The organism is Thalassotalea sp. G20_0 (assembly GCF_017744175.1).
Lineage (GTDB): Bacteria > Pseudomonadota > Gammaproteobacteria > Pseudomonadales > Endozoicomonadaceae > Endozoicomonas.
Map to the genome: position 1 here is coordinate 1 of NZ_JAGHQV010000070.1, position 16,224 is coordinate 16,224.

The 16,224-nt window shown below is 49.5% G+C and carries 10 protein-coding genes and 1 pseudogene; 3 read left to right on the top strand and 8 right to left on the bottom strand.

The window, feature by feature from the left end; genetic code table 11:
* Positions 1-101: 101 nt before the first annotated feature.
* The 4 genes from J7438_RS23060 to J7438_RS23075 form a co-directional block, all read right to left on the bottom strand.
* Entirely contained in the window at positions 102-1,019 is a 918-nt protein-coding gene (locus J7438_RS23060; RefSeq protein WP_209278431.1) for a hypothetical protein, read from the bottom strand.
* 265 nt (positions 1,020-1,284) lie between these two features.
* Positions 1,285-1,587 (bottom strand): hypothetical protein, encoded by a 303-nt coding sequence (locus J7438_RS23065; protein ID WP_209278432.1) that lies wholly within the window; start codon positions 1,585-1,587, stop codon positions 1,285-1,287.
* An 88-nt stretch (positions 1,588-1,675) separates the two neighbouring features.
* Positions 1,676-4,849, bottom strand: a complete 3,174-nt coding sequence (locus tag J7438_RS23070) for an RAP domain-containing protein (RefSeq protein WP_209278433.1) — start codon at positions 4,847-4,849, stop codon at positions 1,676-1,678.
* 94 nt (positions 4,850-4,943) lie between these two features.
* Positions 4,944-8,072, bottom strand: coding sequence for an RAP domain-containing protein (locus J7438_RS23075; protein WP_209278434.1), 3,129 nt, complete (start codon positions 8,070-8,072; stop codon positions 4,944-4,946).
* Between the two features lie 174 nt (positions 8,073-8,246).
* Between J7438_RS23075 and mutM the strand changes: the two genes are divergently transcribed.
* Entirely contained in the window at positions 8,247-9,062 is an 816-nt protein-coding gene (mutM, locus tag J7438_RS23080; protein WP_209278438.1) for a bifunctional DNA-formamidopyrimidine glycosylase/DNA-(apurinic or apyrimidinic site) lyase, read from the top strand.
* Positions 9,063-9,141: 79 nt separating this feature from the next.
* On the top strand, positions 9,142-9,477 hold the full coding sequence (gene yciH, locus J7438_RS23085; protein WP_209204294.1) for a stress response translation initiation inhibitor YciH: 336 nt from the start codon (positions 9,142-9,144) through the stop codon (positions 9,475-9,477).
* Positions 9,478-9,521: 44 nt separating this feature from the next.
* Here yciH and J7438_RS23090 read toward each other — a convergent pair whose 3' ends face one another.
* The 4 genes from J7438_RS23090 to J7438_RS23105 all read right to left on the bottom strand — a co-directional run bounded on the left by J7438_RS23090 (position 9,522) and on the right by J7438_RS23105 (position 15,644).
* Positions 9,522-11,846: a hypothetical protein gene (locus tag J7438_RS23090; RefSeq protein WP_209278435.1), complete on the bottom strand. Its 2,325-nt coding sequence runs from the start codon at positions 11,844-11,846 to the stop codon at positions 9,522-9,524.
* A 365-nt stretch (positions 11,847-12,211) separates the two neighbouring features.
* Positions 12,212-13,216, bottom strand: a complete 1,005-nt coding sequence (gene add / locus J7438_RS23095) for an adenosine deaminase (protein ID WP_209278436.1) — start codon at positions 13,214-13,216, stop codon at positions 12,212-12,214.
* A gap of 249 nt (positions 13,217-13,465) precedes the next feature.
* Positions 13,466-15,100 carry a glucose-6-phosphate isomerase gene (gene pgi, locus J7438_RS23100; protein WP_209278439.1) on the bottom strand — a complete coding sequence of 545 codons (1,635 nt, stop codon included), beginning with the start codon at positions 15,098-15,100 and terminating at the stop codon, positions 13,466-13,468.
* Between the two features lie 247 nt (positions 15,101-15,347).
* The gene (locus tag J7438_RS23105; RefSeq protein WP_209278437.1) at positions 15,348-15,644 is read right to left on the bottom strand and encodes a hypothetical protein; all 297 of its coding nucleotides are present in this window, start codon (positions 15,642-15,644) and stop codon (positions 15,348-15,350) included.
* Here J7438_RS23105 and J7438_RS23110 point away from each other — a divergent pair.
* Positions 15,639-16,224 (top strand): annotated as a pseudogene (locus J7438_RS23110) (hypothetical protein); the annotation flags it as partial. The gene J7438_RS23105 and the pseudogene J7438_RS23110 overlap by 6 nt on opposite strands.

The following is a 16,224-nucleotide window of genomic DNA, read 5'->3' on the forward strand; positions in this document are numbered from 1 at the left end:
AATCGAATTTCTTCCCTAAGGGAGTCTGAAAGCCTGCGACCGTCAATATTGTTCATTACTGCCTCATCTATGAAGGCGGTGATAATACCATACGACAGTAGCTACCTATAATAGGTGTAGATCAATATGTGCTTTTCAAGCGGGTTTTTATCATTGTTACCTGAGTCCAGATAAAATCTGGCACAGAATACCATGACTCCCCAGAGAGACATCGATATATCTTGCTGAGAGCGTTGAGAGTTTTTACTGATTCTACCGACAAGAGAATCGAACGTAGATTGAACCAGGCTCAGCTCAATGGGCTCACCCAGTTTCGCCACAGCCCACAGCAGGTTGGCAATATTTTGAGGAATAAAGTGGTTTTCCTCTTCTTTTGATTTGGCTTTGGTTTTCACATGGTACAACAGCGCGGGCACGACTTCTTTGGGCATCGCTGTCTTCTCCAGCTCCAGCCCGTTGCTCACCAGTTTCGCCAAGGCCCATATCAGGTTGGTGATTTGCTGAGTATTAAAGTGGTCTTTGTATTCTTTTGATTCGGTTTTGGTTTTCCCACAGAGCAGCAGCGTGACGACGGCTTCTTTGAGCTTCGGTGTTTTCTCAAGTTTCAGCCCGTTGTCCACCAGTTTCGCCAGGGCCCACAGCAGGTTGGCGATATGCTGAGGAATAAAGTGGTCTTTCCCTTCTTTTGATTCGGCTTTGGTTTGTACATGGGGCAACAGCGCGGCCACAGCCTCTTTCAGCTTCGGCGTCTTCTCCAGCACCAGCCCATTGTCCACCAGTTTTGCCGAGGCCCACAGCAGGTTGGCGATACCTTGTACATCAATATCACTGGTTTCAGTTTGTTGGTTGCACTTAAGGATTAATGCATCAAGTAACGTTGACAGTAAAGCGGCTTGAGTTTCCCCATACCCCTCATTCATGTATTTATGAGGGGTAAAAACACCCGCGGACGTAAATGAATGCAGCGTTGTTGTCAGACTTCGCCAGGACCACCCGGGTGTCACTTTAAAAGCGTGCAACAATGGTATCAGTTGGCGTTGTTCACTATGATTTAATGGTCGTTCTGACCCTGATGTGTACCGTTTGATTGAGCAGGCAAATTGACCATGATTTCTACCATCATAAGTAGCTGGCCATATGGAATCGAATATTTCTGGCTACTTGGGCTGGTACTATGCGAGGCACAACGGAGGGAGCATAGCCGTAGCTATGTGACCGGAGTTGTAACGAAGCAGAGTGCCAGCACAAGGAGTCAGAAATATATGATTTCATATGGTTAGCTACTTAGCAGCCACCATAACGAGCCGATATCCTCGCCAGCCAGTCGATTTTTTCTGGTGTGATGAGAGCATTAAAACCATGAACAGGTTTTATTGAATGTCCTGATGGATCGTTAGCAAAGCAGGCGTCAGAAGCAGGATGACATTCATTACGCTTCCGGAGATAGGGGCGTGGCGCACCCACCTGCCTGACTGTGCCATACCTGTATTGCCCACTCCCTGAAGCACCGGCATGATCATCCGGTTGTTTATAATCATTACCTGAAGTTGTGTATTTCCAACTTATACCTGCACCGCCTCTATCCATATTTATATTTCATTGATTCATGGAAAATATAAAAAGTAGACTGCTGTCTTGTTTATAGTTCATCTTGCTTAAATGTCTAAAAGATTAATTAGTGCTTGTGTAAATAAGTTTTTACCAACTTTTTTCTCTTCCTTTTTCTTTTTGGTTTACCTGTTTGCTCTTCTGAATACTCTTGGGCAGTAAAATAACAGTCATCTGAAAATTGCCCTCCATCATCGGCAGTACAATATGCCTCGTCTGCCGCCCACTCGCCGCTGTTAAGTGACACAGAGCCCTGAGCCTCTGGCAGGACGGCTAACTTTGTCTTTATTTGCTCAATAACTATGTTCATTGAATCCTGTTGCCAAAGCTTGTTCACCGGGATTTCAATGACCTCAAATCCTAATTTTTGCAATAGAGCGATTTTCAGCAACGTCGAGCCATTCCTGGTTTTGAAATCACCACTCACGTAATGGGAAGGTCCCTGAATGTCAATAACCGTGTTGTAATCTGGCAGTAGCAGGTCAACCGGAGGTAATGAGTTCAGACTCTTTTCTTCTTCAATCTTCAAAGACGGCAAGTGCGATTGGAGGTGATCACGGAAGGTGGATTGAGATTGTGAAATGATTGTCCTGTAATCAGGAATGACCGGACACGCTCTCCCAAGCCAACCTGCGACCATGGCAATGATGGATTGATCCTCTATATTGTCTGGAAATGTATTTTCCAGGCGAGAAAACAGGTCATCTATGTGCTTTTCAAGGGAGTATTTATCATTACTGCCTGATTCCAGATAAAATCTGGCACTGAATACCATGACTCCCCAGAGAGATATCAATATATCTTGCTGAGAGGGTTCAGGGTTTTTACTGATTCTGTCGACAAGAAAGTCGAACATGGATTTAACCCGGTTCAGCTCAATGGCCTCACCCAGTTTCGCCACAGCCCACAGCAGGTTGGTGATATGCTGAGGAATAAAGTGGTCTTTCTCTTCTTTTGATTCGGCTTTGGTTGCCACTTGGGACAACAGCGCAGCCAAGGCCTCTTTGAGCTTCGGTGTCTTCTCCAGCTCCAGCCCATTGTCTACCAGTTTTGCCACAGCCCAAAGCAGGTTGGCGATATGCTGAGGAATAAAGTGGTCTTTCTCTTCTTTTGATTCGACTTTGGTTTTCACATGGGGCAACAGCACGGCCACAGCCTCTTTGAGCTTCCGTGTCTTCTCCAGCTCCAGCCCGTTGTCTACAAGTGACGCCAAGGCCCACAGCAGGTTGGCGGTACCTTGAGTATTGAAGTGATCTTTCTCTTCTATTGATTCGGCTTTGGTTATCACATGAGGCAACAGCGCGGCCACAGCCTCTTTGAGCTTCCGTGTCGTCTTCAGCTCCAGCCCGTTGTCCACCAGCTTCGCCAGGGCCCAAAGCAGGTTGGCGATATGCTGAGGAATAAAGCGGTCTTTCTCTTCTATTGATTCAGCTTTGGTTACCACATGGCACAACAGCAAGGCCACGACCTCTTTAAGCTTCGGTGTCTTCTCCAGCTCCAGCCCGTTGTTCACCAGCTTCGCCACGGCCCACAACAGGTTGGCGATTTGCTGAGGAAAAAAGCGGTCTTTTTCTTCTTTTGATTCAGCTTTGGTTTGCAAATGGGCCAACAGCGCGGCCATGGCCTCTTTGATCCCCGCTGTCTTCTCCAGCTCCAGCCCGTTGTCCACCAGTTTCGCTACTGCCCACAACAGGTTGGTGGCATTCTGTCGCTTGAATTGATCTTTCTCTTCTTTTGATTCGGCTCTGGTTTTCACATGGGGCAACAGCGCGGCCACGGCCTCTTTGAGCTTCGGTGTTTGCTCCAGCCCGTTGTCCACCAGTTTCGCCACGGCCCACAGTAGATTGGCGACTTCCTGTGGCTTGAAGTGGTCTTTCTCTTCTTTTGAGTTGGCTTTGGTTGTCACTTGGTACAACAACGCGGCCACGGCCTCTTTGAGCTTCGGTGTTTGCTCCAGCTTCAGCCCGCTGCCCACCAGTTTCGCCACGGCCCACAGCAGGTTGGCTACTTCCTGTGGCTTGAAGTGGTCTTTCTCTTCTTTTGATTGGGCTTTGGTTGTCACTTGGTACAACAACGCGGCCACGGCCTCTTTGAGCTTCGGTGTTTGCTCCAGTTTCAGCCCGTTGTCCACCAGTTTCGCCATGGCCCACAGCAGGTTGGCGACTTCCTGTGGGTTGAAGTGGTCTTTCCCTTCTTTTGAGTTGGCTTTGGTTGTCACTTGGTACAACAACGCGGCCACGGTCTCTTTGAGCTTCGGTGTTTGCTCCAGTTTCAGCCCGTTATCCACCAGTTTCGCCACGGCCCACAGCAGGTTGGCTACTTCCTGTGGCTTGAAGTGGTCTTTCTCTTCTTTTGATCTGGTTGTCACTTGGCACAACAACGCGGCCACGGCCTCTTTGAGCTTCGGTGTTTGCTCCAGTTTCAGCCCGTTGTCCACCAGTTTCGCCACGGCCCACAGCAGGATGGCAATATGCTGAGGCATAAAGTGATCTTTTTCTTCTTTTGATTCGGCTTGGGTTTGCAAATGGGGCAACAGCAAGACCACGGCTGCTTTGAGCTTTGCTGTCTTCTTCACATCCAGCCCATTGTCCACCAGTTTTGCCGAGGCCCACAGCAGGTTGGCGATACCTTGTACATTAATATGACTGACTTCTGTTTTTTGGTTGCACTTAAGTATTAATGCATCAAGTAAAGTTGACAGAAAAGCAGCTTGAGTTTGCCTATCCCCCTCATTCATGTATTTATGAGGGGTCAAAGCACCAGCTAAAGTCAATGAATGAAGTGTTGTTATCAGACTTCGCCAGTTCCACCCCGGCGTCACTTTAAAATCGTGTAACAATGGTATCAGTTGACGTTGTTCACTATGATTTAATGGCCGTTTTGACCCTGATGTATACTGTTTGATTGAACTGGCAAATTGACCATGATTTCTACCATTATAGCGGTCGCCATAACGAGCAGATCCCTCCGCCAGCCAATCCATTTTTTCTGGTGTGATGAGGGCATTAAAACCATGAACAGGTTGTATTGAATGTCCTGGTGGATGGTTATCAGAACAGGCATCAGAAGCAGGATAAAATTCATTACGCTTCCGGGTATAGCGCAGTGGCACATTCACCTGTCTGACTGTGCCATGCCTGTATCGCCCACTCCCTGAAGCACCGGCATGATCGTCCGGTTGTTTATAATCATTACCGGATGTCATGTATTTCTGACTTATACCAGCACCGCCTCTATCCATATTTATATTTCATTCGTTCATGGAAAATATAAAAAGTAGACTGCTGTCTTGTTTATAGTTCATCTTGCCTGAGTGTCTATAAACTCTGGTTTAATTAATGCTCATGTAAATAAGTTTTACCGGCTTTTCTTCTATTCTTTTTTCTTTTTGGTTTATCTGTCTGCTCTTCCAAATACTCTTCGGCAGTAAAATATGCCTCATCTGCCAACTCCTCGTCCCTGTTAAATGACACAGAGCCACGAGCCTCTGGCGGGACGGCTAACTTTGCCTTTATTTGCTCAATCACTGTTTTTATTGAATTCTGCTTCACAAGCTTGTTCACCGGGATTTCAATGACCTCAAATCCTGATTTCTGCAGCAGGGCAATTTTCAGCAACGTCGAACCATTCCTGGTTTTGAAATCACCACTCACGTAATGAGAAGGTCCCTGAATGTCGATAACCAGATTGTAATCTGGCAGTAGCAGGTCAACCGGAGGTAATGAGTTCAGACTCTTTTCTTCTTCAATCTTCAAAGACGGAAGGCTTGATTGCAATTGATCGCGGAAGGTGGATTGAAATTGTGAAGTGGTTGTCTTGTATTCAGGGATGACCGGACACACTCTTCCAAGCCAGTTTGCGGCCATGGCAATGATGGATTGATCCTCTGAATTGTCCGGGAATGTATTATCCAGGTGAGAAAACAGGTCACCCAGGTGCTTTTCAAGCGAACTTTTATTATTAGTGCCATCATAAAGATAAAATCTGGCACAAAATGCCATGACTCCCCAGAGAGACATCAATATATTTTGTTGAGAGAACCGGAGGTCTTCACTGATTCTGCCAACAAGAGAATCGAACGTAGATTTAACCAGGTTCAGCTCAATGGCCTCACCCAGTTTTGCCACGGACCGCAGCAGGTTGGCGATATGCCGGGGACTAAACTGGTCTTTCTCTTCTTTTGATTCGGCTTTGGTTTTCACATGGGGCAACAGCACGACCACGGCCTCTTTAAGCTTCGGTGTTATCTCCAGCTCCAGCCCATTATCCATCAGTGTCGCCAGGGTCCACAGCAGGTTGGTGACTTCCTGTGGCATGAATTGGTCTTTCTGTTCTTTTGATTCGGCCTGGGTTGTCACATGGGGCAACAACGCGGCCACGGCCTCTTTGAGCTTCGGTGTTTTCTCCAGCTCCAGCCCTTTGTCCACCAGTTTCACCAAGGCCCACAGCAGGATGACGGTAGTTTGAGTGTTGAAGCGGTCTTTCTCTTGTTTTGATTCGGCTTTGTTTTTCACATGGAGCAACAGCGAGGCCACGGCCCCTTTGAGCTTCGCTGTCTTATCCAGCTCCAGCCCATTGTCCACCAGTTTCGCCATGGCCCACAGCAGGTTGGCGATATGCTGGGCATTAAAGTGGTCTTTCTCTTCTTTTGACTCGGCTTTGGTTTTCACATGGGACAACAGCGCGGCCAAGGCCTCTTTGAGTTTCGCTGTCTTCTCCAGCTCCAGTCCATTCTCCACCAGTTTCGCCACGGCCCATAACAGGTTAGCAATATTCTGAGGAATAAAGTGGTCTTTCTCTTTTGATTTGGCTTTGCTTTTCACCTGGGACAACAGCGCGGCCACGACCTCTTTGAGTTTCGCTGTCTTCTCCAGCTCCAGTCCATTCTCCACCAGTTTCGCCACGGCCCATAACAGGTTGGCAATATGCTGAGAAATAAAGTGGTCTTTCTGTTCTTTTGATTCGGCTTTGGTTTTCACAAGTGGCAACAGCGCAGCCACGACCTCTCTGAGCCTCGGCGTCTTCTCCAGCTCCAGCCCATTGTCCACCAGTTTCGCCAAGGCCCACAGCAGGTTGGCGACTTCCTGTGGCTTGAAGTGGTATTTCTCTTCTTTTGATTCGGCTTTGGTTTTCACATGGGGCAACATCGCCACCACGGCTTCTTTGAGCTTCGGTGTCTTCGCAAGCTCCAGCCCGTTGTCCACCAGTTTCGCCAGGGCCCACAGCAGGTTGGCGGTACCTTGAGAATTAAAGTGGTCTTTCTTTTCTTTTGATTCGGCTATGGTTTTCACATGAGGCAACAGCGCGGCCAAGGCCTCTTTGAGTTTCGCTGTCTTCTCCAGCTCCAGTCCATTCTCCACCAGTTTCGCCACGGCCCATAACAGGTTGGCAATATGCTGTGGAATAAAGTGGTCTTTCTCTTTTGATTCGGCTTTGCTTTTCACATGGGACAACAGCGCAGCCACGGCCTCTTTGAGTTTCGCTGTCTTCTCCAGCTCCAGTCCATTCTCCACCAGTTTCGCCACGGCCCATAACAGGTTGGCAATATGCTGAGGAATAAAGTGGTCTTTCCGTTCTTTTGATTCAGCTTTGGTTTTCACAAGTGGCAACAACGCAGCCACGACCTCTCTGAGCCTCGGCGTCTTCTCCAGCCCATTGTCCAGCAGTTTCGCCAGGGCCCATAGCAGGTTGGTGACTTCCTGTGGCTTGAAGTGGTCTTTCTCTTCTTTTGATTCGGCTTTGGTTTTCAAATGTGGCAACATCGCCACCACGGCTTCTTTGAGCTTCGCTGTCTTCGCAAGCTCCAGCCCGTTGTCCACCAGTTTCGCCAGGGCCCACAGCAGGTTGCTGATACCTTGTGCATCAATATCACTGGCTGCGTTTTTTTGGTTGCACTTACGTATTACTGTATCTAGTAAAGTTGACAGTAAAGATGCTTGAGTTTCCTTAACCCCTTCCTCCAGGTATTGATGAGGGGTAAAAACACCCGCTGACGTCAATGAATGAAGCGTTGTCGTCAGACCTCGCCAAGCCCACCCGGGTGTCGTTTTAAAATCGTGCAACAATGGTATCAATTGGCGTTGTTCACTATGATTTAAAGGTCGTTTCAAAGCGGATGTGTATCGTTTAATTGAAGTGGCAAATTGACTGTGTTTTTTTCCATCATAGTAATCACCGTGACGAGCAGATAGCCTCACCAGCCAATCCATTTTTTCTCGTATATTGAGCGCATTTAATTCATGAACTGGTTTTACTGAGTGTCCTGGTGGATAGTAAGAAGAGCATACGTCAGAAGTATTATAAAATTCATTACGCCTCGGGATGTAGGGTAGAGCATGCCCCTGCCTGACCGTGCCCTGCCGGTATCGCCCACTCCTTGAAAAACCGGGATGATCATCCGGTTGTTTATAATCATTACCTGATGTTGTGTCTTGCCAACTTATACCATCAGCGCCTCTATTCATGATTATTCCTGAATTCAAGCTGAAAAGAATATAAAAAGTAGACTACTGTTCTGTCCAGGGCTCATTATTCAGAAGGGTCACCAGTTACCGTATGATAAAGCTGATAACGGATTTGATGACCGGCGACCGGCATCACCAGGCAGCAGTTTGAACGTATCAATGGAGCAGACAACCATGCCGGAGCTACCAGAAGTTGAAACTACCCGGCGAGGCATTAAGCCTCATATTGAAGGTCACACCATTCAGGAAATCATCGTCCGTGAACCCAGACTCCGCTGGCCGGTGCCTGACAATATCAATCAAATCCTCAGTGGCAAGACAATCAGGCAAGTAAAAAGAAGGGCAAAGTATCTGCTGCTGGATACCGGGTCAGGCCACCTGATTCTGCACCTGGGGATGTCCGGCAGCCTGAGGGTGATAAAAACCAATACACCTCCGGAAAAACACGACCATATTGATATTCTGCTGACCGATGGCCAACGGTTAAGATACACAGACCCTCGCCGCTTCGGCGCTGTTCTCTGGTCTGCACGCCCTCTCCATGAACATAAGCTGCTCAAGCATTTGGGGCCTGAGCCGCTGGACAGTGAGTTCACGGCCCGGCGTCTATGGCAAATGTCCCGGGGCAGAAGCCAGTCTGTCAAGACGTTTATCATGGACAATAAAGTAGTGGTAGGTGTCGGTAACATTTATGCCAGTGAAGCGTTGTTCAAAGCCGGGATAAGGCCTGACCGGGCCTGTGGCAAAATCTCTCTGAGCCGCTATGAACGGTTAGTTGACGCCATCAAAGAGACTCTGGCCAAAGCCATTGAACAAGGCGGTACCACCTTGCGTGATTTTGTCGGGGGAGATGGCAAACCCGGTTACTTTAAACAGGAGCTGGCGGTTTATGGCCGGGCAGGTCAGCCGTGCATAAAGTGCGGCAAAACCATTAAGGAAATAAAACTGGGGAACCGCAGCAGCTGTTATTGTGCTCATTGCCAGCGGTGATGAACTAAAGTATGTCTCTTTACTTAAGGGAAGGTATGATTTGCGATTTATGATGCTTGTCTGAACCCAGAGGTTAACAATGAGCAACTATCAACGTAGCTCGGACAGTAAACTGGTCTATTCCACCGATGTTGGTCGAATCAAGGAAGAAACCAACCCGCCAGAAGTGGTGGGCGATGGCAACGTGCGGGTCCGCCCGGAGAAAAAAGGGCGAGGCGGTAAACTGGTCACCGTCATCAGCGGGCTGCCACTGTCAGGTAATGAACTGAAAGCGTTGGCCAAGCAGTTAAAGAAGCGCTGTGGCGGCGGGGGTGCAGTTAAAGAGGGTAATATTGAACTTCAGGGAGACCATGTTGATATCATGGTTGACCATTTGAAAAAAGCGGGTTTTGATGCCAAACGATCCGGTGGGTAGCAGACACCGGTTGGCTACAGAATAAGCCAGCCGGTGAAGGTTAATCAACAGGTTTTCAGCCGGTCAGCATAAGCCTGCAGCTCTGTGCCCAGTTGCTTGATCAGTGGATCGTCATTATCTCTGGTCATCTCCAGGGCGGAAATCTCAATAAAACTGGCCACTGACACGGTTGCAGCCCGGGTTTGCTGACAGGCATCAAGAATGTTACGCACAATTCCCAGCGTTTTCGTTCTTTGTTCCTGCAGTTGACCGGTGAACAGCTGGTTGTACCATTTTGCCGAGGTGCCGCTTTCCAGCGATGCCATGGCCTGCACAAGCGCTTGCGGAATATCAACGTTACTGATCCCGGTCTGAGCTGCATCGGGCTCCTCTATACAGGTCCGGGCTTCAAGAAACAGCGCGATGATCTTACTGGTCTGGTCGTTGGCCAGAGACTTCTCCGTAATTGCTTTCTGAATGTATGTCCGGCACCCGGCAATAGCTTGCTTTGCCTGTGCGTTTACCGGCGACTGATCGGTGATTTTCTGTAGTTCAGTATCTATGTTTTTCAGTAGCGTTTCCTGCCGGATATCGGCGCAAGCCAGTGTTTCCGTCAGTTGTCTGCTGAGTTGGGTGAGAATCTTCGAGTGTTCAGACTGGCTGTTTTCGCATTCGCTGTTGATGTTTTCTGCCTGCTTCCGGATTAACCCCGTGGTCTTGTAATAATCCGAATACTTTGTGAGTACGACGTCGGTTAACTGCTTATGCGCCTGGCTGGTTTCAGCCGGGCGATAACCATTGATTTCTGACGTCAGCTGTTCCGGTATTGTGGTTATCAGACAGTCAAAAGCGGCCGCTCCCGACATCAGACACGCCAGCTTCTGTTCATCGCCAATCACTTTGAACGCCTCAATCATCTCTGCCAGGCGAGCCTGTTCATCGGCTTTCTGGCGGGCAAACATCTGCAACAGTGCCTGAGTCTCATGGGGTTTATTCACCACATTGAGTGTTTTTTTCAGGTGGGTTGGCGAGGTGAATATCGGGCCATAGACATTGATAAACTGCTGATCAAAAACCTGATCTTCAGCATTTTCTCCAGACTGGCATAGCAGCTGTCCAACGTCTTTAAATTTATTCAGTACCGTTTTTTGTGTTAACGGTGTGGGGCCATCCAAAAGCAGCTTACGACACAGCAGGTTTAACAAATGGTATCGGCTATTGCCCTGGTCAGGTGTCAGCTCTGTTAATAGCTGCCAGACTTCACCAGGCAATTTTTTATCGAAGGAAGCCAGTTTGCCAATGGCCTTGTCGATTTGAGTCAACACCTCCAGGGAAAGCTCCGGCTCGTTAGCAGTTGAAACACTGTCCAGTAGCGCAAGGGCATCCTGACATGCTTTACAGGCTTTATCAGGGTTCATTGACAGCCGTTCGCTCTTCTGCCCGGCCGCTGACAGGAAAGGGCTGAGAGGATCATAGTGCTGATATTCCGAGGCCACGTAACGGATAACAGACTGTCTGGCTCTTTTCCCCGCCTCTGGACTGTCATTGTCGAGTGTTATTGCCAGTGCTTTTAGCTGTTGTGATACTAAATCTTCCGCTGAGTATGTCTGCTTCTGGCTCTGAGGATGTGCCAAGGGTGCAGCACGGGCTGGTTCAACCTTAATTGCGGATATCGGTTTAGCAGAGGTGCTGGCCATATTATGCAGAGCGGCTGTAACACCGGGGTTCTGTACTTGCTGCTGTAGCTCCGACGCTTCCCGTTCCAGGCGTTGACTTAACTGTTTCTGAAGTATCTGTGCCGGCTTTAAGGGTTTGGTATATCTGGTTAGCCGACTTTTGGCCTCTTTAAATACTTTTTCAACTTTTGCCAATTCATCCACCGCCGGCTGCAGCAGTTGCTCGATGGGTTCTTCTTCTGATTTTTTCCGTGTTGATGCGAGCGCTTTTTCCAGATTTTTTATCTTTTCCAGTGATGGCATTAATCCCCGAATCATGAACGCTGAGATTTCAGAGGAGTGCCGGTATAAAAAACGATCATCCATCAACAGGCTCTGGATTCTCTGGTTGTAGCAGGTCATCAGCTCATGAGCCTTTTTGTAGAGTTCTGACAGTTTTTTCCTGAGTTCACTCTTGTCGCTGATAGCAGTCGCAGGCAGTGCATTTATATCAGACAAAAGCTTGTGTTCTATGGTTCGGGAATCCTGTTCCCACGGCTCAGCGGGATACTCTTGCAGCCCCCCTTTATCAGCAGGCTCTGCCACAACCTGCCCTTTAAGCTTGCGGTGATCGGTAATCTGCTCAGACGGAGCCTTAGCCTCAGGATGGAATGGGCCATTAATGGTGACAAGCGCTTCACTACTTGAATCTTTTTGTATTTGCTCAGAATCCATGACCGTTGTCCTTTCCTTGCCTTCAGGCGTTTAACCTCTGTGTGCCAAAAAATGCCGTTTTCTGGCCTTTGATATCATCTTTATTTTGTTTGCAGTGTTACTCTGCTTAACGGGAGCCACTCATGGCTAATTACTGATAATTACTCGGCAGCGTAGCTGGATGCTGGATAACGGCTCGTCGGAAAGGGAAATCCTGTGTCAGACTGGATGCCTGTTTAAAAGGGAGCAGGAGCCTGCAGGATGTCGAGCAACCTGTTTCTGCCCGGAGTCGAGGGGTTTAAACGGGGAGTTGGCCTTGACGGCGAGTTTGGGTTGCATTCCCACGGGGAACCGTGGGAACAGGTGCCTGTGGTATATCAGAGCTTTCAGGTACGTTTCTTTGCTTTGGCTTGCAAAGCAACTTTTTCCTCATCAGACAAAAAAGCAATACTCAAGCCGTTTTCCTGTGCCTGGCGGATATCATCCTGTGTCAGCCCGGCAGCAGGCGCAGCCACCTCATATTCATGGGGCAGTTCAATGCCCTCCACCGCCGGATCGTCCGTGTTGATGGTGGCCAAAATGCCATGGTCGAGAAACTTTTTGAGTGGATGGCTCTGAATATCAGGAAACGTATTGGTCTGGATATTGGAGGTCAGGCAGGACTCAATACCGATCTTGTGTTCTGCCAGATAATCCATCAACTCAGCATCATAGATGGCTTTTACCCCATGACCTATCCGGGTTGCACCCAGCTCACTGATGGCCTGCCACATACTTTCCGGGCCAGCGGCTTCTCCGGCGTGAATGGTGATGTGCAGGCCAGCATCGCGAACCTGGCGGAAATGGTCAACAAACAGCGCTCCGGGTTTACCCAGCTCATCACCGGCAAGATCAATCGCAACCAGCTTGTCTTTGTATGCAAGGCAGGCATCCAGTTCTTTCTGGCAGGCTTCCTGGCCAAAGGTACGGCTCAAAATACCGATCAGGTTGGTTGCCACACCGAAGTCACGGCTACCGGCAGTCACGCCGTCAATCACCGCTTCAACAACACCTTCGGGGTCAAGGCCGTGGGTCATCGCCATATACCCCGGGCTGAAGCGCAGCTCGGTATAATCAATGCGGGCGTTCATGGCATCTTCGACATTTTCATACGCTATGCGGCGACAATCATCGTAGTCCGCCAGTACCTTAACGCCCCAGTCCAGCTTGCTTAAAAAACTGACCAGGTCCGGTTCCTGGCTGATGACCCGGACATGGGGAATCAGGTCTTTCAGGTTGTCTGCCGGGAGCTGGAGATTGTTCTTCCTGCCCAGATCCAGAATGGTTGCCGGTCGGATATTACCATCCAGATGGCGGTGGATATCGGTCAGGGGGATTGCGGGTGTAATCATGGCGTTGTACTTATTTCTATGATCAAAAGGTGAAGGGTTCTATGATACCTGATTTTTCAGAGGAAGCGTTCCCTGGGAACCTGGGTTGGAAAAAGCAAGGGGCCTGACGGTTGGTTCGGGTGTCGGCTCCTTCAGGAACCGACGCGGTTAGACCCTTTTATGGGCTGTTTGCAACAGCCTCTGGATCGTGGGAACGAGTCCATAAGAGCGATGTCCGAAATCATAATATTCCGGACATTCGACCAGATGTTAGCGGTTAAACTGCTTGAAACGCCTGATCAAACCATTGGTTGAGCTGTCCTGGTCGGTGGTTTCTTCTTTCGCACGAATTTTCTCAATCAGGCGATCACCCAGCACTTTACCCAGCTCAACGCCCCATTGGTCGAAGGGGTTAATCTGCCAGATAGTGCCCTGGACAAAGACTTTATGCTCATACATGGCAATCAATGCACCGGTGGTTTCCGGTGTGATCTTTTCAGGAACAATCATACTGTTCGGACGATTGCCCGGAATCACCTTGTGAGCAGCCAGACGTTCCACCTGGTCAGCATCCATACCAGAAGCGGTGAGTTCATCCCGCACTTCTTCCAGTGTTTTGCCCTGCATCATCGCCTGACTCTGGGCCAGGGCATTGGTAAACAGCCAGGGATGCTGTTCGCCAATCGGGTTATGAGTGGTGGCCGGGGCGATAAAGTCCACGGGAATTAACCGGGTTCCCTGATGCAGTAACTGATGGTAAGCGTGCTGGTCATTAGTACCGGTACCGCCCCAGATCACGGATCCGGTGTGGTAGGCAACGGTGCTGCCATCTTCACGGGTACGCTTGCCGTTACTTTCCATATCCACCTGCTGCAGGTGGCCCGGCAGATCTCGCAGGAAGTAGTCATAGGAGATAACAGCATGGGATTCAGCACCCATAAAGTTCTGATACCAGACACCCAGCAGACCGGCAATCACCGGCATATTTTCAGCCAGAGGAGCTGTGCAGAAGTGCTGGTCCATGGCTTCAGCGCCTTTCAGCAGACGCTCGAAGTTGTCGTAGCCGACCACCATGGAAATCAACAGGCCGATGCTGGACCAGAGAGAGTAGCGACCGCCAACCCAGTCCCACAGCGGCAGGGTGTTTTCCTGGGCGATACCAAACTGGTCAATGGCCTTCAGGTTGGTGGAGATGGCCATAAAGTGCTTACGGATATCCTGCTCGGCACAGCCCTGGGCAATCATCCAGGCTCTGGCCGCCTGGGCATTTTGCAGGGTTTCCAGGGTACCAAAGGACTTGGAGGCAACGATAAACAGCGTAGTTTCCGGATCAATTTTACCCAGAACTTCAGACAACTCGTTAGGGTCAATATTCGCCACAAAGTGATGTTCAAACCCCTTAACGTGGTAAGGGGTCATGGCATTAATCGCGGTTTTGAGCCCCAGGTAAGAACCACCGATACCAATATTCACGATATGTTTGATGGGCTTGCCGGTATGGCCAAGCCACTGTCCGGAGTGAACCTGTTCAGTCATGGCCTGCATACGGGCACGGGTTTCGCGGATCCCGGGCATGATGTCTTCACCATCCACCATCACTGGAGCATCACCGAAGCTTCTCAGTGCCGTATGAAGCACCGCACGCTTTTCCGTGTAATTGATCTTGTCACCGGCAAACATGGCGTCACGGGCTTGTGCCAGATTGGCCTGCTCCGCCAGCGTTACCAGGGATGTCATTACATCGTCGTTAATCAGGTGCTTTGAGTAATCAAGAAACAGGCCAGCAGCTTCAAGGCTGTAGCGGTCAAACCGGTTTGGATCTTCAGCAAACAGGTCGCGTAGATGGGTATTGGCCATTTGCTGCTGAAGGGCAGCCAGATCTTTGGATGCGGGCAGATGATCCAGGGCAGTTGAGTTAATCACTGTCTTGCCTCATTAGATAAGGATGGAAGGTAGGCTGGATAAGAAAGGTGGGGAATATACCTTACTTATTGATAGCGGGAAAATAGTTAGCATGATACGAGTCAACCCTATCGATTATATAAAAAGACTTTCACCACAAAGGCACAAAGACACAAAGGAAGAAAAAAAGAAATCTTTTCTTTGTGTCTCTGTGCCTTTGTGGTTCAAATTCAAATCTATCAACCTAATATCAATCCCCCTGTTCGCTTACACCACTCACCGCTTTTGTCGGCGTTTCAGGCAGTAATTGATACTCAGCAAGACACTTGATGACACTTTCCCGATAACGAGGGGGGCCCCCACAGCAAGCACTTGACTGCATATCCAGTGGGCAGCGGCGCTCAACTGTCCATGTACCGTAATTTTGTGGCTTGGGAAGCGAGGGTTTTTGCCCGCTGACAGCGTCACTTTGGGGCGCATTAGCAGAACTGCCAGCCACCTGACTTGCACAGCCGCCGTCGTACACCTTGGCTGTTGTTGCTTGCATGATAACCTCTCTATTGACCAGTCACACCCCGAACAGGCTATTCCATACCCACTCAGTAGCTACTTTGAACTGGTCGAATGGTCTGGCCGAATTACCCGCAAAGGCAACTGTGGTCGTATAACTGACGATGTTCCGCCTATCCTGGAGCGCCTGGGTATTGACCCACTTGAGTGGCTGGAGACTATGCGCTGGAATAATCGCTTTCACCGTGCGTTGGCCTCACTGAAAACTTATGAGAAAACATTGGAAAGGCTGGGTTCATGGCATGGCTGTGAGCAGGGGACTTTTTATCTCTTTCCCAGTGTTCGCCATGGTTATCGTCAGAGTCAGCCCCATGTTCGGTCAGTACATGGTACACAGGGCTGCCTGGCCGGGTGGGTTTTCCAGTGTTCGCCACGGAGTTGCTGCCTGTTGCCATACCGGCCTGGCCGTCGGCCAACGGTTCACCATGGTTATCGTCAGAGTCAGTCCCATGTTCGGTCAGTACATGGTACACAGGGCTGCCTGGCCGGGTGGGTTTTCCAGTGTTCGCCACGGAGTTGCTGCCTGTTGCTATACCGTCCTGCCCGTCCGCCAACGG